General features: G+C 36.0%; 22 protein-coding genes. 8 read left to right on the top strand and 14 right to left on the bottom strand.

Annotated features, from left to right (window positions below):
- Nucleotides 1–284 precede the first annotated feature (284 nt).
- From ICJ85_RS05230 to trhO, 8 genes are all read right to left on the bottom strand, one after another.
- Nucleotides 285–938: a 3-oxoacid CoA-transferase subunit B gene (locus tag ICJ85_RS05230; protein WP_188222723.1), complete on the bottom strand. Its 654-nt coding sequence runs from the start codon at nucleotides 936–938 to the stop codon at nucleotides 285–287.
- A 2-nt stretch (nucleotides 939–940) separates the two neighbouring features.
- Entirely contained in the window at nucleotides 941–1,642 is a 702-nt protein-coding gene (locus tag ICJ85_RS05225) for a CoA transferase subunit A (RefSeq protein WP_188222722.1), read from the bottom strand.
- Nucleotides 1,643–1,762: 120 nt separating this feature from the next.
- Complete coding sequence (locus ICJ85_RS05220; protein WP_188222721.1) at nucleotides 1,763–4,099, bottom strand: penicillin-binding protein 1A; 2,337 nt, start codon at nucleotides 4,097–4,099, stop codon at nucleotides 1,763–1,765.
- 63 nt (nucleotides 4,100–4,162) lie between these two features.
- Nucleotides 4,163–4,660 carry a gliding motility lipoprotein GldH gene (locus ICJ85_RS05215; protein ID WP_188222720.1) on the bottom strand — a complete coding sequence of 166 codons (498 nt, stop codon included), beginning with the start codon at nucleotides 4,658–4,660 and terminating at the stop codon, nucleotides 4,163–4,165.
- On the bottom strand, nucleotides 4,647–6,029 hold the full coding sequence (locus tag ICJ85_RS05210) for a PSP1 domain-containing protein (protein WP_188222719.1): 1,383 nt from the start codon (nucleotides 6,027–6,029) through the stop codon (nucleotides 4,647–4,649). Before ICJ85_RS05210 ends, ICJ85_RS05215 begins: the two co-directional genes overlap by 14 nt.
- Nucleotides 6,030–6,142: 113 nt before the next feature.
- Nucleotides 6,143–6,373, bottom strand: coding sequence for a ferredoxin (locus ICJ85_RS05205; RefSeq protein WP_188222718.1), 231 nt, complete (start codon nucleotides 6,371–6,373; stop codon nucleotides 6,143–6,145).
- Nucleotides 6,373–7,617, bottom strand: a complete 1,245-nt coding sequence (locus ICJ85_RS05200; protein WP_188222717.1) for a peptidase U32 family protein — start codon at nucleotides 7,615–7,617, stop codon at nucleotides 6,373–6,375. Before ICJ85_RS05200 ends, ICJ85_RS05205 begins: the two co-directional genes overlap by 1 nt.
- Before the next feature lie 7 nt (nucleotides 7,618–7,624).
- Nucleotides 7,625–8,698, bottom strand: coding sequence for an oxygen-dependent tRNA uridine(34) hydroxylase TrhO (gene trhO / locus ICJ85_RS05195; RefSeq protein WP_188222716.1), 1,074 nt, complete (start codon nucleotides 8,696–8,698; stop codon nucleotides 7,625–7,627).
- A 288-nt stretch (nucleotides 8,699–8,986) separates the two neighbouring features.
- Between trhO and recA the strand changes: the two genes are divergently transcribed.
- From recA to ICJ85_RS05175, 4 genes are all read left to right on the top strand, one after another.
- A complete protein-coding gene (gene recA / locus ICJ85_RS05190) occupies nucleotides 8,987–10,000 on the top strand; it encodes a recombinase RecA (RefSeq protein WP_188222715.1) in 1,014 nt (337 codons plus the stop codon).
- 110 nt (nucleotides 10,001–10,110) lie between these two features.
- Complete coding sequence (locus tag ICJ85_RS05185; protein ID WP_188222714.1) at nucleotides 10,111–10,521, top strand: hypothetical protein; 411 nt, start codon at nucleotides 10,111–10,113, stop codon at nucleotides 10,519–10,521.
- Nucleotides 10,522–10,551: 30 nt separating this feature from the next.
- Nucleotides 10,552–11,094 (top strand): RNA polymerase sigma factor, encoded by a 543-nt coding sequence (locus ICJ85_RS05180; RefSeq protein ID WP_188222713.1) that lies wholly within the window; start codon nucleotides 10,552–10,554, stop codon nucleotides 11,092–11,094.
- Nucleotides 11,095–11,096: 2 nt separating this feature from the next.
- Complete coding sequence (locus ICJ85_RS05175; RefSeq protein ID WP_188222712.1) at nucleotides 11,097–12,509, top strand: hypothetical protein; 1,413 nt, start codon at nucleotides 11,097–11,099, stop codon at nucleotides 12,507–12,509.
- A 105-nt stretch (nucleotides 12,510–12,614) separates the two neighbouring features.
- Here the strand turns inward: ICJ85_RS05175 and ICJ85_RS05170 are convergent, their stop codons facing one another.
- Nucleotides 12,615–13,349: a lysophospholipid acyltransferase family protein gene (locus tag ICJ85_RS05170; protein ID WP_188222711.1), complete on the bottom strand. Its 735-nt coding sequence runs from the start codon at nucleotides 13,347–13,349 to the stop codon at nucleotides 12,615–12,617.
- A 211-nt stretch (nucleotides 13,350–13,560) separates the two neighbouring features.
- Between ICJ85_RS05170 and trpS the strand changes: the two genes are divergently transcribed.
- Together trpS and ICJ85_RS05160 are read left to right on the top strand one after the other, a co-directional pair.
- Nucleotides 13,561–14,529: a tryptophan--tRNA ligase gene (gene trpS, locus ICJ85_RS05165; protein WP_188222710.1), complete on the top strand. Its 969-nt coding sequence runs from the start codon at nucleotides 13,561–13,563 to the stop codon at nucleotides 14,527–14,529.
- A 23-nt stretch (nucleotides 14,530–14,552) separates the two neighbouring features.
- Nucleotides 14,553–16,076 carry a hypothetical protein gene (locus ICJ85_RS05160; protein ID WP_188222709.1) on the top strand — a complete coding sequence of 508 codons (1,524 nt, stop codon included), beginning with the start codon at nucleotides 14,553–14,555 and terminating at the stop codon, nucleotides 16,074–16,076.
- On the opposite strand, the gene dprA is transcribed toward ICJ85_RS05160, so the two are convergent.
- Nucleotides 16,073–17,176: a DNA-processing protein DprA gene (dprA, locus tag ICJ85_RS05155; protein ID WP_188222708.1), complete on the bottom strand. Its 1,104-nt coding sequence runs from the start codon at nucleotides 17,174–17,176 to the stop codon at nucleotides 16,073–16,075. The genes ICJ85_RS05160 and dprA overlap by 4 nt on opposite strands.
- Before the next feature lie 104 nt (nucleotides 17,177–17,280).
- Here dprA and ICJ85_RS05150 point away from each other — a divergent pair, with 104 nt between their 5' ends.
- Together ICJ85_RS05150 and ICJ85_RS05145 are read left to right on the top strand one after the other, a co-directional pair.
- Entirely contained in the window at nucleotides 17,281–18,216 is a 936-nt protein-coding gene (locus ICJ85_RS05150) for an HU domain-containing protein (protein ID WP_188222707.1), read from the top strand.
- Between the two features lie 74 nt (nucleotides 18,217–18,290).
- Nucleotides 18,291–18,809 (top strand): acyl-CoA thioesterase, encoded by a 519-nt coding sequence (locus tag ICJ85_RS05145; protein ID WP_188222706.1) that lies wholly within the window; start codon nucleotides 18,291–18,293, stop codon nucleotides 18,807–18,809.
- A gap of 53 nt (nucleotides 18,810–18,862) precedes the next feature.
- Here ICJ85_RS05145 and ICJ85_RS05140 read toward each other — a convergent pair whose 3' ends face one another.
- From ICJ85_RS05140 to ICJ85_RS05125, 4 genes are read right to left on the bottom strand one after another with little or no spacing between them, the layout of a single operon-like run.
- Nucleotides 18,863–20,092: a murein hydrolase activator EnvC family protein gene (locus tag ICJ85_RS05140; protein ID WP_188222705.1), complete on the bottom strand. Its 1,230-nt coding sequence runs from the start codon at nucleotides 20,090–20,092 to the stop codon at nucleotides 18,863–18,865.
- Nucleotides 20,092–20,859: a DUF4292 domain-containing protein gene (locus tag ICJ85_RS05135; protein WP_188222704.1), complete on the bottom strand. Its 768-nt coding sequence runs from the start codon at nucleotides 20,857–20,859 to the stop codon at nucleotides 20,092–20,094. Before ICJ85_RS05135 ends, ICJ85_RS05140 begins: the two co-directional genes overlap by 1 nt.
- Nucleotides 20,860–22,230 carry a tetratricopeptide repeat protein gene (locus tag ICJ85_RS05130; protein WP_188222703.1) on the bottom strand — a complete coding sequence of 457 codons (1,371 nt, stop codon included), beginning with the start codon at nucleotides 22,228–22,230 and terminating at the stop codon, nucleotides 20,860–20,862.
- Nucleotides 22,223–22,528: an antibiotic biosynthesis monooxygenase family protein gene (locus ICJ85_RS05125; protein ID WP_188222702.1), complete on the bottom strand. Its 306-nt coding sequence runs from the start codon at nucleotides 22,526–22,528 to the stop codon at nucleotides 22,223–22,225. Before ICJ85_RS05125 ends, ICJ85_RS05130 begins: the two co-directional genes overlap by 8 nt.
- Nucleotides 22,529–22,532 lie beyond the last annotated feature (4 nt).

The following is a 22,532-nucleotide window of genomic DNA, read 5'->3' as shown; positions in this document are numbered from 1 at the left end:
TTAAATAGAATAAACTCTTTAAAAACCTTAGGTTTTCACGCATAGTTTCTTTGAATTTATTCTCCGTCAATGTAGGTTGGTCAGGTAGATTTGTTGCAAAATTCATAAGCGTTAAGTTTATGATAGATTTAGGTAAATCTAGTTATTAATTTGGTTTCTTTGGGATTACTAAGATGCAACATTTTTTCAATATCATCGTCTAAAAACAAATAAATTCGATGAAATGCATTTATTTTTAACATTTCATCGAATTTATCATATAGAATAAATATGTTTTCCTACAACTAAAGTGTCATTTCTGGAATAACGCCTTCAACAATTAAAGTACCTTCAGTAGATTTTTGAATCTCTTCAACAGAAACGCTTGGTGCACGTTCTAATAATTTAAATCCTTTTGGAGTAACTTCTAATACGGCCAGATTAGTTACAATCTTTTTTACACAGCCTACACCAGTTAATGGCAATGAACATCTTTTTAATAGCTTTGACTCTCCTGCCCTATTCGTATGCATCATAGCTACAATTATATTTTCGGCACTAGCTACTAAATCCATAGCGCCTCCCATACCTTTAACCATTTTACCTGGAATTTTCCAATTCGCGATATCACCGCTTTCAGCGACTTCCATAGCGCCCAAAATAGTTAAGTCTACATGTTGCCCCCGAATCATAGAAAAACTTAAAGCGGAGTCAAAAAAACTAGCTCCAGGCAACGTCGTTATGGTTTGCTTTCCGGCATTAATCACGTCGGCATCTTCTTCCCCTTCATAAGGAAATGGCCCCATGCCTAAGACGCCATTTTCACTTTGAAACTCCACTTCTATATCGTTACGCACATAGTTGGCCACCAAAGTTGGAATACCAATTCCAAGATTTACATAATAGCCATCTTTAACTTCTTTAGCTATGCGCTGTGCTATTCCTGTTTTATCTAACATAATTAATCTCTTTGTCTTACAGTTCGTTGTTCTATTCGTTTTTCGTAATGTTCACCTTGAAAAATACGTTGCACAAAAATTCCCGGTATATGAATCTGGTTAGAATCCAATTCACCAAGCGGTACTAACTCCTCAACCTCAGCAACCGTGATTTTCGCAGCACCACACATGACCGGATTAAAATTTCGGGCGGTTCCTTTAAATATTAAATTACCGGCTGAATCCCCTTTCCAAGCTTTCACAAAAGAAAAATCGGCTTTAAAGGCTTCTTCCATAACATACATTTTACCATCGAATTCCCGCGTTTCTTTACCTTCAGCGACTTCAGTTCCGTAACCAGCAGGCGTATAAAATGCAGGAATACCAGCTTGTGCCGCACGACAACGTTCTGCTAAGGTACCTTGCGGAATGAGCTCAACGTCCAATTCTCCAGATAACATCTGGCGTTCAAACTCTTCGTTTTCTCCTACATATGAAGAAATCATCTTTTTAATTTGACGTTTTTGAAGTAATAATCCCAGACCAAAATCATCCACTCCGGCATTATTAGAAATACAGGTTAATCCTTTGACGCCTAAATTTACCAATTCAGCAATGGCATTTTCAGGAATACCGCTTAAACCGAAACCCCCAAGCATAAAGGTCATATTATTGCTAACACCTTGTAACGCTTCATTTATATTAGCTACTTTCTTATTTATCATTATTATTAGTTTTAGCAATATAAATTTACGAATAACTAAAGGATAACCACAAAATAATGAGAAATAAAAAACCCGTTCAATAATTGAACGGGTTTAACACTATTATTTCACCTAACAAATTTAAAACTCTAAATCATCTGGTGTTTCTTTTTCTTCCTGAATAACAGTCTCATTTTCTACAATATTATCGCAATCCACATTGATAGATAAGTTTTCGGGAGCCTCGAAATCTTCTTTTGAAATGTTCAAGGTTTCATCGGCATAACAACTCTTCATATACATCCCCCAAATTGGCAATGCCATAGTTGCCCCTTGCCCGTAAGTAATACTTCTAAAATGCACAGCGCGATCTTCACCGCCTACCCAAACTCCTGTTACCAGATTTGGTACCATCCCCATAAACCAGCCATCACTCTGGTTTTGTGTGGTTCCCGTTTTACCGGCAATAGGATTTTCAAACTCATACGGATATCCGGTAATCACTTCTTTATACACTTGATTATTCACCGCCCAATTACCGCGTAATCTGGTACCTGAACCTCCACGAGTAACCCCTTCAAGAAGCTTAACGGTTACATAAGCGGTTTCCTCGCCTACCACATCTCTTGTTTCCGGTTTAAACTGATATAAAATAGTTCCGTTTTTATCTTCAATAGTGGTTACCATAACGGGCTTTGTATACACTCCTTTATTGGCAAATGTAGAGTAAGCTCCAACCATTTCGTAAACGCTTAAATCCGGTGTTCCTAGAGCAATGGACGGCACTGGAGGAATTTCAGAATCTATCCCTAATTTGTCTACTAAATTAATCACAGTTTCAGGCCCTACTTTATCCATTAAACGTGCAGTAACCGTATTAACAGAATTTGCAAGTGCATTTTTTAAAGTACGCATACCTCCGTAATCACCTCCTGCATTTTTAGGACACCAGTCTTCCATATTACCATATTTACCTTTTTCTATACAGAATGGTGTATCTGGAAATTCATCACAAGGCGAATAATGCAACTGGTCGATAGCTGTGGCATAAACAAACGGTTTAAACGTTGAACCTACCTGACGCTTTCCTTGTTTAACCATATCGTATTGAAAATGACGATAATTCATACCTCCAACCCATGCTTTTACATGACCGGTTTGCGGATCCATAGACATCATACCCGTACGTAAAAACGATTTGTAATAACGCATAGAATCAATTGGTTTCATAATGGTATCAATCTCTGAAGGCTGACCATCTTTCCATGCAAAAACCGACATCTCAACAGGTTTTTGAAATGATTCTTCAATTTCTTTATTCGATTTTCTTAAATCGTATTTCATATGTCTCCAACGCTCCGACTGGCGCATAGCGTTTCGCATTAACGTATCGATAGCTCCTCTTGTTAAATCTAAAAATGGTGCCGTAGGATTACGTTTTGGTGTATTTTGAACAAAAAATTCCTTTTGCAATTTAGCCATATGCTTTTGTACCGCATCTTCGGCATATTTTTGCATTCTGGAATCTATGGTGGTGTAAATTTTCAAACCGTCGTTATACAAATTCCATTTGGTACCATCAGGTTTTGGATTATTTTTAATCCAATCTTTCATAAAGGTATCTAAATAGCCTCTAAAATAAGTAGCAATCCCATCGCGATGCGATTGCGGTGTATATTTGATATCTAAATCTGTTTTTTGAAGCGAGTCTTTAACCACATCTGTGATATAGCCATACTTAGCCATTTGAGACAATACCGTATTACGCCTTTTTCTTGTTAATTCTTCTCGTTTTCTTGGATTGTATAAAGATGAATTTTTAAACATCCCCACCAACATAGCCGATTCTTTCAAGTCTAATTCCATCGGCTCTTTGTCAAAGTAAATTTTAGCTGCACTACGAATACCATCTGCATTATTTAAGAAATCGTAGATATTAAAATACTGCGCAATAATCTCTTCTTTAGTGTATTGACGTTCTAAACGAATGGCGATAATCCACTCTTTTACTTTCTGAAGAATACGTTCTACTATGTTTTTAGAACCTTCTCCGTGAAACAGCTGCTTGGCTAACTGTTGCGAAATAGTACTGGCTCCGCCACCGCTTCCCATTTTAACTACGGCTCTTAAAGTCCCAAAAGCATCAATCCCTGAATGTTGTTCAAAACGTGCATCTTCAGTAGCTATTAAAGCATTGACTAAATCCTTAGGTAAATCGTCGTAACCTACCGGTGTTCTGTTATCATTTAGATAAAATTTCCCAATAGTTTCCCCATCTGAGGAAATAATTTCTGCCGCTAAATTTGTTTTAGGATTTTCTAAAACGGTATGATCGGGCATATCGCCAAAAGCGCCCCAAGATGCTAATAAAAATATGAAGACTACCGCCAGAACTCCAGCCGTAAACAGCATCCAAAACCAACGTATATATTTAGAGAAGTTTGTAGTAGGTTCTGCTTCTTGTTTTTTTGTTGCCATGTACTTTTATTTATAAATACGTTTTTAACAATGTCTATAGATCATTTTCTACAAATACTATAGTTACTTATTACTGTTTATATGCTCTATTCTAAAACCCACATCGGTAACTCCTTCAAGCTCTTCTACACCATTTACTTTTCCATTCTCTCGCATCGCCTGTTGAATATTAACCTGATACTCTCCTGCTTCCTGAAACACCACACCTTCTTTATACCAGAGTTTATTCTCTTTGGTATCGGTAACCCCGGTACCTAATAATTTTCCTGTAGGGTCTGCCATTCTATACTCTAAAGTATCTTTTATTGTTTTACCATGTGGAAAAACCATCTCAACAATTAAAAACAAATTGTTGTATTTATAGGCATTTGTATTCCTAAGGTTTACAAATAAATTATAGGCATTAGTAGAATCTGGAGGTGTTATATTAAAGCTAACAATAGAATCTTTATGCCATTTGTTAGGAACCGATTTATACTCATCGAAAACACGTTTTGAATCGCAAGACACAAACACTAATGAAAAGATTACTAAAAATAACAACGTATTACTTCGTAACATCTTTATTTTTTTGGCTTTGGTTTTGAGGTTTCTTCTTGCTTTTAGAACGGTTATTATTTCTGTTTCTACTCTTGTTTCCTCCAGAATTTTTAGTACTATCTGGATTGTTTCCGGTAGTTTTTGCTTTAGGATTTTTAGCTCCTGAATTCGAACTCTTATCCGCCGTTTTATTGCCTCCTTTTTTATTATTTGCGTTACCTCTGCCTTTGTTGTTTTGGTTTCTATTATTCCTGTTCCTATTGTTTTTACGTTTTTTATTAGGTTTTGGATTATCGAATCGTGTTAAACTATCCTGACCTACAACGTTTTCAAACTCGGCTTTAGTATCTGCAATGGTATCTGCTATTAAATCTGAAGCATATTCTTCAAGGCTGGCAATCTTTTTATTTTTCTTATTTAGAGCAATAATTTCGTTCGCCTGATCGGTAGTAATTTTGTGCCAGTTAATCCATTCGCCTTCGTAAGCATACCACATATGCCCTTTGAAAATATCGGTTTTCTGACAAACAGCAACACCTTTTTCTGTTTGAAGTTTTATATCTGATTTTGGAAAATCTTTGAGTGCATCTAAATACGTATCTAACTCATAATTTAAACAACACTTTAATTTCCCACATTGTCCTGCTAATTTTTGAGGATTTAATGATAACTGCTGATAGCGTGCTGCCGAGGTACTCACCGAACGGAAGTCGGTTAACCAAGTAGAACAACACAACTCACGACCACAAGACCCGATACCACCAAGTCTGGCTGCTTCCTGACGGAATCCAACCTGCTTCATCTCGATACGCGTTCTGAATTCGCGAGCAAACACTTTAATTAACTCACGAAAATCAACACGCTCTTCTGCAGTATAATAGAAAGTGGCTTTACTGGCGTCGCCTTGAAATTCAATATCGGAAATTTTCATTTCCAACTTTAAATCTATTGCAAACTGTCTCGCCTTAACCTTCATCGGTTCTTCACGATCGCGTGCGGTTTGCCAAATATCTATATCTTTTTGATTGGCTTTCCGGTAAATTTTAAGAACTTCATCGGGAGATTCGGAGATATTTTTACGATTCATTTGAATTCGTACCAGTTCCCCTGTTAGGGTAACCATACCAATATCGTGCCCTGCAGGTGCCTGTGTAGCCACAATATCACCTATGCTAAGCGTTAAATGCTCTGTATTTTTGTAGTAATCTTTTCTTCCGTTTTTAAAGCGAACCTCAACCCAGTCAAACGGTTTCTCACCACTTGGAAGAGACATATTAGACAACCAATCGAAAACGGTTAGTTTGTTACAACTATCTGTTCCACAAGTGCCATTATTTTTACATCCTTTTGGTTGACCGTCTTTACCAGTTGAACAACTGTTACAAGCCATAAATTTCTATATATTGAATTCGCTAATAATTAATCTATTGCGAATGAATGTTCATATTATTATCAAAAGGTAAAGATAAGATTATTATATAGACTATCTAAATTGATAAAAAATTAAATATTTTTTACATCTATTATCTTTACCGGGCATGCTTTTGCAGCATTTTCACAGTCTTCTAAAATATTGTAATCGTTAGACTTAATGGTAAAGAAGCCTTTTTTCTCAGCACTTTTCAACAACACCGATTTTCCATCTTTCTTCGACATTTGAAACTGATTGGGTGCTAATTCCACACAGTAATTGCACCCAATACATTTATTTCGTTGTAAGGTAACAACAACCATTACGCTTCTACTTTATTTTCTACGATTTTATATAATTTGTCTGAAGGACGTATTCTAAACCCTAAGGGAATCGTTACCATATCGCCTTTTGAAGCTTTAGTTAACTGCTCGTCGTTCACCAACATCTGAGCCACCTCAACTTCCTTAGCTCCTGTAGTTGGACCCGTTACCAAAATGGTATCACCTAACGATAAATCGAAGGCTTCAATTTTAAATTCTCCAATTTGCGCCTTTGGGAAATAATGCTGGCCTTTACCTATGTAAACTTTCTTTTGGGTAGCGTGAGATCCTGTGCCTTTACTCCACTCTCCTAATTTCTGCCCTAAATAATACCCATTCCAAAAACCTCGATTGTAAACTTTTTCCAGTTCCTGCATCCAGGAGATGGTTTTCTCTTTATCGAAGGTATTATTCTCTAAACTATCGATCGCCTCACGGTAGCATTTAATCACGTTAGCAACATATTCTGGTGCACGGCCACGACCTTCAATCTTTAACACTTTAATACCAGCATCTGCCACCTGATCTAAAATATCAATGGTGCACAAGTCTTTTGGCGACATCATATACTCGTTATCCAGTTCTATTTCAAAACCAGACTCCTGATCGATCACCGTGTATTTCTTTCTACAATTTTGCTTGCAAGCACCACGATTCGCCGATGAGTTATGCGAATGTAAACTCAAATAACACTTACCTGAAACCGCCATGCATAATGCACCATGACCAAAAATTTCAATTTCTACAAGATTTCCTGAAGGGCCTTTAACTTGTTCCTTCTCAATTTGCTCGGTAATTTTCTTTACCTGGCGTAAACTTAACTCACGACTTAACACCATGGTATCGGCAAACATAGCGTAGAACTTAACCGTTTCGATATTGGTGATGTTGATTTGTGTAGAAATATGCACTTCCATACCAATCTCACGAGCCGCCATAATGACCGCTTGATCCATAGCAATTACCGCTGTGATCTTGGAATCTTTAGCCTTTTGGATAAGGGTTTTTACAATCGATAAATCGTGATCGTAAATAATCGTATTTAAAGTTAAATAGGTTCTAACATTTTTTTCCTGACAACGTTGTGCAATTTCAGGTAAATCATCTAACGTAAAATTGATAGATGCTCGGGCACGCATGTTAAGCTGCTCTACACCAAAATAAACAGAATCCGCACCATTATCTAAGGCTGCTTGCAAAGACTCAAAGTTCCCCGCTGGCGCCATTAATTCAATCTTTTGCATAACTCAACTAAGCTTCTTCTTGTTTAAAATGATCGAAAATGTTTCTTAAATCCTTTTTGTAAGGCAAGTGGTCGGCGCGACCTTTTTTAAAAATGTCATTACTATTACCTTGTCCTTTACGTAATGCCTTTTGCTCTTCGTATGGTAATCTGTTAATCTCCATACAAGCCGTAGAACAACAGTTTTCCATTTCTTCCTGACATTTTGGGCATTGAATAAACAATAAATGACAGGCATCATTTGCACAATTAGTATGTAAATCGAACGGCTCGCCACACTGGTGACAATTAGCAATAACATCGTCGCTAATACGTTCGGCACGACGCTCGTCGAACACGAAATTCTGGCCTAAAAACTTATTTTCTAAGTTTTGTTCTTTTACCTGACGGGTATATTCTATAATACCGCCTTCAAGCTGAAATACATTTTTAAACCCTTTATGTTTAAAGTAAGCACTCGCCTTTTCACAACGAATACCTCCGGTACAGTACATTACCAGATTTTTATCTTCTTTATGCTCCTTTAAATCGTCTTCAATAATATCTAACGATTCTCTAAATGTATCCACATCTGGTGTCACGGCATTTTTAAAATGACCTATCTCACTCTCGTAATGGTTACGCATATCAACCAATACGGTATTCTCGTCTTCAATAAATCTATTGAAATCTTCCGCTTTTAAATGAACCCCTTTGTTTGTTACGTCGAAGGTTTCATCGTTTAATCCGTCGGCAACAATTTTTTCACGTACTTTAACTTTCAGTTTTAAGAACGATTTATTGTCTTGCTCTACTGCTACATTTAATCGAATGTCTTTTAAGAAATCAATCGTATCTAAATGTGTCTTAAACTCATTGAAACGATCGGCTGGCAACGATAATTGCCCATTAATGCCTTCATGAGCCACATAAATTCTACCCAAGACGTCTAATTTGTCCCAGACAATAAATAACTGATCTCTAAATTCTTGAGGATTTTGAATTTTCGCGTATTGGTAAAAAGAAAGCGTTAATCGATTTTTCCCTGCCTGATCGATTAATTCTGCTCTCTCTTTAGCACTTAATTTATTGTACAGTTGCATGCTATACTAATGTTTTAAGGTTAAAGATTATATTTTAATGCCGCAAAGGTAAACAATTTAAACACAACACCCAACAACATGAAAAAAGCGCCCACATGCAGTATGGAGCGCTTTTAAAATCATTTCGAGTTAGTCTACTTAAAATGTTTCATAGGTAAATTTCATAGCAATAATTTCCCTAGTTTTCTACTAGATGCAAAATGTTCAAAAAGGTTGCGTCATAAAATTGTAAGATGATAAAAGTTATAGTATTTTAGCATACAATTTCAGATAAAAATAGATTAGGAAATGAGCAACGAAAAAGAAGCGAAATTAAAAGCGCTAAAACTTACACTAGACAAATTAGATAAGGCCTACGGAAAAGGTACTGTAATGAAAATGAGCGATCAAGCAGTTGTAGATGTTGATGCTATCCCGTCGGGTTCATTAGGCTTAGATATTGCTTTAGGTGTTGGAGGTTATCCTCGCGGACGTATCATTGAAATTTACGGACCAGAATCTTCGGGTAAAACAACCCTTACATTACATGCTATTGCCGAAGCTCAAAAAGCGGGTGGTATTGCGGCTTTTATTGATGCCGAGCATGCCTTCGATAGATTTTATGCTGAAAAATTAGGTGTCGATTTAGAAAACTTAATCATATCGCAACCAGATAACGGTGAGCAGGCTTTAGAAATCGCCGATAACTTAATCCGTTCGGGAGCTATTGATATTGTAGTAATCGATTCGGTTGCTGCTTTAACGCCTAAAAGTGAGATTGAAGGTGAAATGGGAGATTCTAAAATGGGGTTACACGCCCGTTTAATGTCTCAGGCGTTAAGAAAACTTACAGCTTCAATCAGCAAAACAAACTGTACTGTTATTTTCATTAACCAGTTACGTGAAAAAATTGGAGTTATGTTTGGTAACCCAGAAACAACTACTGGTGGTAACGCTTTAAAATTCTACGCTTCTGTGCGTTTAGATATCCGTCGTTCAACACAAATTAAAGAGACCAACGGTGATGTTGCCGGAAACAAGACTCGTGTAAAAGTGGTTAAAAACAAAGTAGCACCTCCTTTTAAAACTGCCGAATTCGACATTATGTATGGGGAAGGTGTAAGTAAAGTAGGGGAAATTTTAGATATCGCTGTAGAAAACGAAATCGTTAAGAAAAGTGGTTCTTGGTTTAGCTACGAAGACACGAAACTTGGTCAAGGTCGAGATGCCGTTAAAACACTTATAAAAGACAATCCTGAACTCATGGAAGAGCTCGAAGCGAAAGTAAGAGCTGTTGCCAAAGCAGCGTCAGAAGATGAATAAATAAAAAAATCCCGATTTTATCGGGATTTTTTTATTTCTAGACGCAACCTTTTAAGCCGCTACGCATCTTAGTAACAAAAAGCATAAAAAGAAAAGTTATTTAATTTATTATGAAAAAGTTACTATTATTTAGTTTAAGCTTATTACTCTTTGTGTCGTGTAACACCGATGATGATTACGACAACTATTACTTTGAGATTCTACCCGTAAAAAGTGTAAACATCCCGGAAGAGTTTGTTATGGGAGAAACTTACCCGATTACGGTGAGTTACGAAAAACCTTCGTCTTGCTATGTTTACAGAAACTTGTACTATGCTAAAGACAACAACCAAAGAACAGTAGCACCTATCATGACGGTTTACGACAATAATAATTGTCAACCTTTGGTAGAATTTGAAGAAGATGTTACCTTTAACTTTATCGTGACAAGCAATGGTTCTTATGTGTTTAAATTTTGGCAGGGTGAAGATGAAAATGGAGAAGACTTATATTTAACCATTGAAGTTCCGGTAGTGGAATAAACTAAGTAAGTATAAACTAATTCGGCGAATTTGAGTTTAAGTCAACTCATAGAAAAGTGTAAGAACAACAACATTAAAGCACAAAGCGAACTATACACCCTCTTTTCGGGTAAGTTGTTTGCTTTGTGCTTAAAATACTCGCGTAATTACACGGAAGCCGAAGATAATTTACAGGATGCTTTTTTAACCATCTTTAAAAAAATTAGACAGTACGAAAACAAAGGATCGTTTGAAGGTTGGTTAAAACGCATCACCGTGAATACCGTATTGCAGCAATATCGAAAAGAAAAAGTTTTTGAAATTGCTTACGATGAGAATATTGATGATGTAGACATAGATATTGATGATGATCGTATATCCATCGACTATCTATTGCAGATCATTCAGGAATTACCCGATAGATACCGACTGGTTTTTAACCTTTACGTACTTGATGGGTATTCGCATAAAGATATAGCAGACATGCTCGATATAAATGTAGGAACTTCTAAATCTAATTTGGCCCGTGCCAGACAGATTTTAAAGCAAACTATAGAAGTATATCTGGCATCACAAAATTTACAATCATTATAATAATGAGTGATAAAAAACATATAGACCGCCTGTTTCAGGAGCGCTTTAAAGACTTTGAAGCGACTCCCAACGGTGCTGTTTGGAACAATATTGAGGCTCAACTTGGTAACAAGAAAAAGAAAAGAGTCATTCCTATCTGGTGGCGCTATGGCGGTGTAGCAGCTGCATTACTGCTGTTACTGACTTTAGGTAATCTATTTTTTAACAATAACAACACCACGCCTGTTGATGTCCCAACAATTGTGAACACAAATTCTACTTTGGAATCTTCAAACAACGATGAAAATGCTATCGCTTCAGAAAACAATGAAACAATAAATCCTGAAGAGCAGTTGAATGAAAATCCATCGGAAATAACAACTCCTGTTCAACAAAACAGCAAGCCTTCTGTTACTTTCACGAAAAATTCTGTTCCAAAAAATAAAAATTCAAAAGCCAGTATTAACTCAGCTAAAAATACTATCGCTAAAAACCATACCGAAAACAACAATAATACTATAATCGCAAATAGTTCTGTTTCCGATAAAATTGAAATTTCGAAATCTGAAATCCCTGGCAACACTGAAAACCCAAATGAACCAAAAACAGAAACCACAATTGCCAGTACTAGTATTCAAAAAGAACAAAAAGATAACTTATCTATTGAAGAGGCTATTAAAAACAACAATGCTATTGCAGATAATAAAAGTAAACCAAACCGCTGGACTATTACGCCTAATGTCGCTCCTGTTTACTTCAACTCTTTAGGGGAAGGCTCTTCATTAGATCAACAATTTGTAAAAAACTCGAAGACCGGAGAAGTTAATATGAGCTACGGTATAAACGCCAGCTATGCCATTAATAAAAAAGTACGTATTCGTTCTGGAATTAACCGTGTTAATCTAGGCTACAACACTAACGATGTTGTCGTTTACGAATCTACTGCCTTTAGCAGCAGCTCAAGAATGTTAAAAAATGTAAGCTCAAGCGGTTCTAAAGAAAGTAGCCTTGCTGTTATTAGTTCTAACAATATTGCTGATGCTAATAAAGCCCCCGAAACCTTTAAAAGTTTCAACACATCTTTAAACCAATCTTTCGGGTTTATTGAAGTTCCTTTAGAAATAGAGTACGCCATTACCAATAAGAAATTAGGTATTAATGTTATTGGCGGATTTAGCTCATTATTTTTAAACAACAATGAAGTTTACTCGCAACCCGTTAATGGTTCAAGAACCTATATCGGTGAAGCCATTAATATTAACAACGTAAGCTACAGTGCCAATTTCGGATTGGGCTTAAATTATAAAGTCACTAAAAAATTAGACCTGAACTTAGAACCTATGTTTAAGTACCAGATTAACACATTCGAAAACACGTCGGGAGACTTTAAACCTTATTTTATTGGGGTTTACAGCGGATTCTCGATTAAATTTTAGATTTTTTGGTTAGATCTGGATATTGATTTTATTGTGCCCTAAATCAATATCATACAAAGGCTGCTCCGTGCCCAGAGCAGCCTTTTACTTTTATATTCTAACCCTCTATCCGAAGTTTTTAAGCTGATTAAGAATTATAGATCTTGATGTTTCATTAAGCGTTTTGGTATGTTCAACCTGCAAGTGTTCTGTTGGTAAAAAACTATGTATCTTCACACGCATTATACCAGGACCACCGCTAAAAAAAGTATAGGAAAAGCGCTTTTTATTATCGGCAAAGGTAATGGGCACCACTGGGATATCGTGGTTAATCGCCAAACGAAATGCACCATCTTTAAAATCGTCTAATAGAATATCTTCCTCCGGCACGCCGCCTTCAGGAAATATACAGATACTTAATCCAGATTTCAATCGGCGTTGTGCTCTTAAAAAAACGGCCTGTCTGCTTTTTGCCGAATTTCGATCTACCAAAATACAGGTACGCTTATAGAAAAAACCAAATAACGGAATATTAGCCAACTCTTTCTTACCAACAAATACAAACGGATTACTAACCGTTACCAGCATGAGCATTATATCTGCCATAGAGGTATGGTTGGCGATTAACATATAGCTTTTACCATATTCGGGGGTTTGTTCCCGTTCAATCTTAAAATAAAAGCCCATACCTATCAATATAAACTTAGCCCAGATACGAGCCAGCTTAAAGAAAAACGGATACCATTTTTCCTTTAAAATAGAGAGTAATAGCAAAGGAAATAACAATACAATTGGTAACGCTACAAGCACATAAAACCAAATGCGGTATAAAATCCAGAACAGATATTTAAAGACTCTCATAAAAACAAAAATAGACTATTAAATTGATTCTATTTAATGTCGGTCGAATTTTAAAAAATTAACAATTGGGTTTCAGTTTAGTTAAAAATCAGATAATATTTCCGTTAAGCTTAAAGGGCGTTTTATAATTGCTTTTTTATGTTGTCAAGTATAATTACATTTGCTCTTTCGTTTAATTTAAAGCATTTCCGCCACAGCGGAAATAACAATTATGGCAAGAGTATTAACAGGTATACAAAGTACAGGAACACCACACTTAGGAAACATTTTAGGCGCAATTCTTCCAGCTATTAAAATGGCGGAACAACCTGAAAACGATTCTTTTTTATTTATCGCTAATTTGCACACCCTAACGCAAATTAAAAATGCAGAAGAGTTACGTTATAACACCTATTCTGTCGCTGCAACCTGGCTTGCCTTTGGTCTTGATATCGAAAAAACTGTTTTTTACAGACAAAGCGATATTCCACAGGTAACTGAATTATCTTGGTATTTAAGCTGCTTTTTTCCATATCAACGTTTAACCTTAGCGCACGGTTTTAAAGATAAAGCCGACCGATTAGAAGATGTAAACTCAGGATTATTTACTTACCCGATGTTAATGGCTGCCGATATTTTATTATACGATGCCGAAATTATACCGGTTGGAAAAGATCAGTTACAGCATATTGAAATGACACGTGACGTAGCATCTCGTTTTCATGCTAAAATGGGAGAGGTTTTTGTGTTACCTGAAGGAAAAATTCAGGAAAACACCATGCTTATTCCTGGTACCGATGGCGAGAAAATGAGTAAATCTCGCAATAACTTCATCAATATTTTTGAAACCGATAAGAAGCTGCGTAAGCAAATTATGGGAATTAAAACCGATAGTACCCCTTTAGAAGAACCTAAAGATTGGGCTACATGTAACTGTTTTGCACTTTACAACTTATTAGCTAATGACGACCAAATAGCAACCATGAAAGCCAACTACGAAAATGGTAATTATGGTTACGGCCATGCCAAACAAGCATTATTTGAGTTAATTGTTGAAAAATTCGCTACCGAGCGTGAACGCTACAGCTATTACATGAACAACTTAGAAGAACTAGACAAAGTTTTAGCTTTAGGCGCTGACAAAGCAAAACAAGTTGCTGATAAAGTGCTAAATAAAGTTCGCGAAAAAGTAGGATATTAAATATAATTGCTATTTTTAGATAGATGAAACACCTTATCTGTCTAAAAATAGCAATCCTTTTTTGTGGCAACCTCATCTTTTCTCAAGTTGGGTTAGAATTTCATCCCAACAAGCAATTTTATTTAAAAGGAAATTCTGCACTTACGGGTAATAGCATTTTGAGTATTGACGCTCAAAACCCGTACCACGATACAACCGAAATTAATGATAGTTTTAGTCTTGTTTATGTAGATATCGATCAGGACAGCACAACATTTAGTTCCAGTAGCGCCGATTTATTTATTGAAAAAAATGCAAAAATTACCTATGCAGCTCTCTACTGGAGTGCCACTTACCCTTTTGAATTTGGGAACAAAGAAAAATCAAGTCGCGAAACTCTATATGAAGGCAAAGGGGGAAGAGCACAAAATATTAATGAAGTTTTATTAAAAACACCTGCTTCCAGCACCTATATTCCTATCACTGGTGAAATTATTTTTGACAGTTACAAACAAGACCGTTTTCAATCGAACTCTCCTTATGTGTGTTCTGCCGATATCACTAATATAATTCAAGAATCAAACCAATCTGGCACATTTACCGTCGCTAATATAAAAGCTTCACAAGGCCATATTGCAGGTGGATCATCTGGCGGCTGGTTACTTTATGTGATTTACGAATCTGAAAACGAATCCCTTAGATATTTTACAACCTATAATGGTCTTGTAGGGGTAGAAAGTGAACCTGTCACCATTCATTTTAAGGATTTTAAAACACCTGAAACCGATACTATAAAAGCGAATTTAACTATTGCAACACTTGATGGCGACCCCCGTATTAAATCGGATTACTGCGGCATTTTAGATTCGGACACCCAAACCTTTACCATTCTGAAAAGTAACGATAGAGAAGAAAATAATTTTTTCAATAGCGGTATCGATTTACAAACCAATAGTTCAAGAACCCCAAACAGTAAAAATACACTTGGTTACGATTTAGTAAAAATAGATATACCGAACGAAAACAACTCCATATTAAAGCCAAGTAGCACGGAAACCGCTATTCAGCTTTCAACAAAAGTCGATCGTTTCTATCCTTTTTTTATAGCTTTTCAAACTGAAATCAGCAGCGATTATTACGAATCAAAACAAGGTCCGCTAATCGCCTCTATTACAACGACAACCACGAATACGTTCAATCCGAATTCCTCTGAAAATAATCTTTCTAAAACAGAAGAAGTAATTAAAAAATCAAGCGACATACCTGAAAAAACAAAACTTGAAATTGACAAAAAAGTAAATTCGCTGACACGAGTTTCTGTTCCTGAATTAGAAAAAGGATTTTATCTGGTTACCAATGTATTTAAAAACAAAGTACACACTACAAACTGGATGACCTTTTTAAATGAAAAAGGATACAATACAAACTACTACATAAACCCCGAAAACAATTGGTATTACGTTTACATAAAAAAAGACACTGACCCCTACTATATCTTCCTTGAAAAGGAAAAACTTTCGGAAAAAGAATATTTTAAAGGACTTTGGGTAGCGAAAATCAACTACTAAATAAGCTCGAAAAGTTTACCGGGTAACGGTCTCACAACACCTTTCAATTCCATATTCAATAAAATACTGGCGACCTTAAAAATGGGTAAATTACAGTTAATGGCAATCAAGTCTAATTGCTGCTTTTCTTCAACTTTCAAATAATTGTATATGAGTTTTTCTGTATCATCAAGCTCTACAAACAGCTGCTTTTGTATTACCGGCTTGGTTTCTTCTTCCAATTGCCAATTAAGAATATATGGCACATCTAAAGGAGTTGATAACATATGTGCACGTTGTTGTTTAATCAAGTTATTGCATCCTACGCTTTGTATATCTGTTGTTCGACCAGGCACTGCAAACACATCACGGTTATACGAATTGGCAATATCGGCTGTTACCAGACTTCCACCCTTCTCTGCAGATTCGATAACAATAGTGGCTTCACTAACACCGGCAATAATTCTATTTCGCTTTAAAAAATTGTTTCTATCAAAGGTATCGCTACTCCAGAAATCGGTAAAAAAACCACCGTTTTGTTCGACCTCAACCATATATTTTTTATGAACTTTAGGATAGATTTGATTCAAACCGTGTGCTAAACAACCAATGGTTTGTAAATTATGTTTTAAAGCAGCTTTGTGTGCGGTAATATCAGTTCCGTAGGCAAATCCGGAAACAATAACCGGGTTGTATATAGCCAATTCTTCAACCAATTGCTCACAAAAAGCAATACCACTGCTTGTAATCTTTCTGGTACCCACAATACTAATTACCCGTTGCTGCTTCAATTTAATGTTCCCTGTTTCAAACAACAAAATTGGAGCATCTATGCAATGCTTTAACTTTTGAGGGTATTCTTCACCATCAAAATAAGAGACTTTTATATCATTCTCTTTAATAAACATCAGTTCTTCTTCGGCTGCCTTTAAATGTTCCTTTTCAAATAAATGCTTTAAAGTCACTGCGCCAATGCCATCAATCTTGAGTAAATTTTGTTGTTTCTCCTTCAACACTGCTTCAGCACTACCACAATGCGCAATCAGTCGTTTAGCAATAATATCACCTATATTAGGCACATGTTGCAAGGCTAAAATGTACAATAACTCGTGTTCATTCATGATACTTAACTGATTTTCAATCTACAATAAAAGAATTTTCGTACTCTTAAAAAAAATATAAAAGTATATTTTCATCGAAAGCATAATTTTTTAACTTTGTTAATATGCAATTAGAAACTTACATAAGCGATTTACTATATAGATATGAATGTGTTACCGTTCCTGAGTTTGGTTCGTTTTTAACACAACGCGTATCTGCAACGATAGATGAAACTTCGAATGCGTTTTTTCCGCCGAAAAAAATCTTATCGTTTAATGAGCAAATTCAAAAAAATGATGGCTTGTTAGCGCATTATATTGCCGATGTAGAGCAGATTTCTTTTGAAGCTGCCAACAAAAAAATTGCAAAACGTGTAGACGTTTTAAAAGCAAACTTAACACAAGGTGAAACGCTTAACTTTAAAAACATTGGAACTCTTGTTTTTAATAGTGAAGACAAAATAATGTTCGAACCATCGTATCAGGTAAACTACTTAACCGATGCTTTTGGTTTATCTCAATTTGTTTCACCATCTGTTGCTCGCGAAACTTACAAAGAACAGGTTGAAGCGGTTGAAAACGTTATTCCTTTAACCATTACTGCGGAAAAACGCAAAAACAGACCTTACTTTAAGTATGCCGCTGTTGCCGTTATAGCTTTAACTCTTGGTGGTTACTTCGCTTCCAACATGTATATTAATCAAGTGGAAGAACACAATCAAATTGCTCAGCAAGAAGCTACTCAGCAGTTGGAAAATAAAATTCAGCAGGCCACATTTAGTTTAAACCCGCTTCCTGTAGCCAATTTAAAGGTCACTAAGCAAACCGGTAAATACCATATTGTAGCAGGTGCTTTTAGAGTTGAAGACAACTGTGATGCTAAAATAGCCGAATTAAAAGCCTTAGGGTTTAGCGCTCGAAAAATTGGTGTTAACCGTTTTGGTTTACACGAAGTGGTGTATGCTAGTTACGAAGACAGACTTGAAGCCTTAAGAGCCTTAAGAACCATTAAAAAAGAACACAATAAAGAGGCTTGGTTAGATGTAAGAGTCTTAGATTAAGCATTCTTTAACTTATTTATTCCTCTTGATTTCTAAAATCCTTTTACCTTTGCGGCAAAATTAAACTAAACGCAATGAAGGGAAAGACTCCTGAAGAATCAAAAACAATCATGACCGACTTGGTTTTACCTGGTGAAACCAATCCTTTAAACAATTTGTTTGGAGGTGAATTACTTGCCCGAATGGACCGCTGTGCGGCTATTGCTGCCAGACGCCATAGTGCTCGTTTTGTAGTAACGGCATCGGTTAACCATGTGGCATTTAATAAAGCGGTACCATTAGATAGCGTTGTTACTGTTGAAGCTAAGGTTTCTCGCGCCTTTAAAACGTCGATGGAAGTATTTATTGATGCTTGGATTGAAGATCGTCAGTCGGGAGATCGCACTAAAGCTAATGAAGGTATTTACACTTTTGTTGCTGTAGATGAAACCGGGCGTCCTGTAAAAATTCCTGAACTATTACCAGAAACCGAATTAGAAAAAGCACGTTACGATGCTGCTTTACGCCGAAAACAATTGAGTTTATTACTTTCAGGTAAGATGAAGCCAAGCGAAGCTACCGAATTAAAAGCCTTTTTTATGGAAGGAGAATAATACTTCTTTTTAAAAAATTAAACATATATGAAATCCTGACCTCGGTCGGGATTTTACATTTTATAAATCCACGACGCTGGATTCTCTACGGATGCTCCTTTTGAAATTAAAAACCTAAAGTTTGATTCTCCATTTGAAGGATTGGTAAAAACCTGTCCGATTTTTTGCTTTGTAGACACCTTATCACCTGTCTTTACATATACTTTACCCAGACCTGTATATGTGGTTATATAGTTACCATGCTTTATAATTACAAATGGATTAATGTTTTTCATAGTACCTATACCAATGACCTCGCCGTTAAAGACAGCTCTAATATCGGCGCCTTTCTCCGTCGCAATTTTAACTCCGTTTCTTACTACAACAATAGATTTGTCGATAGGAGATGGTTGCTTACCAAACCGCTCTATTACATAACCTCTTGCCACAGGCCAGGGTAATTTACCACGATTAGATACAAAACTGGCTGCTAGCACCTTTTCTTCGGCTGTAAGGGCAAAACTAGATGATGTTGTAGGTTTTCCTGCCTTTTTATTAGATTTAGCAATAGCTGCCTTAATAATACGATCTATCTCAGCATCAATTCTATCGACTTCTTGTTGTTTCTTTTTTATCTGGCTCGCATAAAGACTAAGGTTACTCTTTATGGTTTTCATTAGCTCGTGATGCTGCTTTCTTTCGGCCTCAAGCGAACGCTGAACTTCTTTATTCTCAGCAATTAGTTTTTTCTTTTCTTCCTGTTGCGCCAATAACTTCGTATTGGTTTCCTGCAACTCTACCGTTTTTAGCTTTATGGTTTCACCTTGTTGCTTCTGATGGTCGGCATATTGCTTCATGTATTGCAAACGCTTATAAGCCTGCTTAAAATTATTTGAAGACAGTAAAAACATTATCCGGCTTTGCTGGTTCTTACTTTTGTAAGACTTCACTATCATGGCAGCATAATCTTCTTTTAACACCTTTAATTCGTCTCGCAAATCGGTGATTTTTTTCTGATTGGAATTAATCTGACGGGTTAAATAATTGGCCTGCTGATTGGTAACTTTTATTAAGTTATCAAGCACATTAATCTTATAATTATACCCTTCAATTAATGACAACTCCGACTTTTCTTTTGACTTATTTTCAGCACGCAGTTGATTGATTTTTTGAATTTCACGACGTAACTCCTGTCTGCGCGTCTCCAGTTCTTTCTGTTTATTGCTTTGTGCCAATACCAATGTACTGCTTAAGGTTAAAGCCAGAATAAAAAGCAGTTTATATGCAGACGTTTTATAATTCATTAAAGTTGAATTTCTTTAAAACCCGATGGTATTTTAAATGGAAATCTTAAATTTTCATTCAGGCTTACATTTTTAAATTCCAAATTTACAATTAGCTCTTCATTAGCTTCAACAGCAATAACTTTTATGTTTTCCGGAAGTAATTGTTTATCGATATTTTGATACGACAAATAATCGATTTGTAAATGTCTGAACTCCTTAGGTTGCGATATTTGTTGCGATTGCACCTTAAATTTTACAGGATCTAATAAGAAGAAAATCTCGAACAATTCACGCTGATTTTTGGGTTGAACCACATACACATTATCACTTACTTCCGAGGTATAATCGTTATCCTTTAAACTGTAAATGGTTTCACCATAGAGAAGGTTCTGAACTTTTTGAAAGTCTAACTCGGTTCCTAATAAATTACTTAAATAAGTGAAATCACCCTCAAAATACGTGTTGTCCAACTTATTATAGAAACTAACTTTTTCTGGAGTAATTAGAACTTTTACCACCGAAAACGCAGCGCTCATCCAAATGACTTTATCCTTCTCTGCGCGGAAATTCACTGAATACGTTTGCGACTTATTTCCTTCCTGATAATTGATTTTAAGTTTAGATTGCAAGGTTTTAAAATCAGCTACCTGCTTGGCATTTTCTTTTATAAGCTGGCGTGTAGAAAGCCTTAAATTGGCGTCGGTGCCAGTAACATGTTTTGAAGACTTACAATTAAACATCAAACCCAAAGAAAGGGTTAAGATGATATATTTAAGTTTGTTCATTTAATTCGAGGTTTCTAATTGTTTCGCTTTATCACTAAACGTTTTTGCCTTAGCGGTATTGTTTAACATGGTGTAGGCTTTACTTAACTGACTGTAAAAATCGTGTTCCATTTTTGTATCATCGATAATATAGTCTAATCCCATTTCTAAACTACTAACTGCTTTTTTAGGTGCATTTAGTTCGTTTAATGCAACACCATTAACCAAATAAAACAAGGGCTGCGACGGATACCTTTGTAGTACCTCACTACTTTTTTGTTCTGCTTTAGTGTACTTTTGCAAATCTATATAAAGTAGCAACGTATTACGAATGACATTAAAGTTTTCTGAATTTATTTTTAAAGACGCTTCAAAATACTCCAAAGCTTTTGCCTTATCATTTTTTGACAAATAATATTGTCCCAGTTCTTCCAGTGTTTTGCTATTATTGGTATCTCCAACCAAAGCTGTAGCTTCAACCAAGTCATCTTCATATTCCGGATGCTCACCAACGAACTGAACAAAATCGGTTAGCACTTTAAGTTTAGCTTCCGGTTTTATCTCGCTACTTTTCACTACAATTTTCATCGACTCAATAGCTTTATCAGCATTATTATCATCTAAATAAAACTTGTATAACGCCAGGTGTACCAATTGCGAATTCGGATTCACTTTTAGCAGTTCCTTAGCCGTTTCAAACGCTTTTTCTTTTTCGTTATTCTCGCTATAGCGGAAGATTAATGCCAGATAGTTAGCTTCACGATCCGGATCGTTTTCAACACGTTCTTCTAAGTTTTTTATCTGATCTTTTTTCTTGCCAGTAGCACTGTAAATCTGATTACGCATGACGTCGCGACGTGCTGAAATACCAAGCTCAGCATCTAATTCATCAAGAATTTTAAGGGCTTCCTTATAGTCTTTATTTCTAACGTATAATGAGGCTAAATCTTCTTTATAATCCGTATGATATTTAACGAGTTGTTTAACCGTTTTTATGGCTTTATCGTAATCGTTTTGTACAATGTAATACCCATACAATTCATCTAAAAACCATTCGTTATCGGGGTCTTTACTTACGGCTTTTTTAAAAGCATCTTCGGCCGCACCAAAGTTTTTAAGCTGCATGTAATTTTTTCCCAACTCAAAATACAAAACCGGCACCGAATTATCTAAGTCAACACATTTTAAAAGCGCTTCAACAGATCGATCGTAGTTCTCGATACTTTTCTGTTTTAGAGCTTCATAAAAGTTTTCCTGAAATTTATCTTCAACATTCCCCAAATCGTCATCCGGTCGTTTATTAAAATCGACTTGAGCATAATGCACCTGCGGCAGCAGAGCAATGGCAAAAGCACAGATAACGTACCTTATGTTCTTGTTAAATTTACACATTTGGGGTTTGTTTTAATACATCTTTAACCACTTCCAGTTTTTGTAGCACCTCTATTTTTTCGCAAGATGTGCGCATAGCATCTCGGTATGCATCGGCCTCTTCTGGTAAATTACTCCCAGCTTTATCGAATACGAATTGTCTTGGCCATTGCGCATAAGCGATATACTGCTGTGTTTCACTTTTATGTAAACGTGATCCTAAACTACCTTCGTGCTTATAAATTAAGTCTGTTAAGTTTGTCCAGGCGTCAACAAATATGTCTTCCTGACCGGGCTTCACCACAAAATTATATAACACAATA

Source organism: Aestuariibaculum marinum, assembly GCF_014596975.1.
GTDB classification, from domain to species: Bacteria; Bacteroidota; Bacteroidia; order Flavobacteriales; family Flavobacteriaceae; genus Aestuariibaculum; species Aestuariibaculum marinum.
The sequence above is the reverse complement of the archived record's forward strand: the minus strand, read 5'-3'. Positions and strand labels throughout refer to the sequence as shown.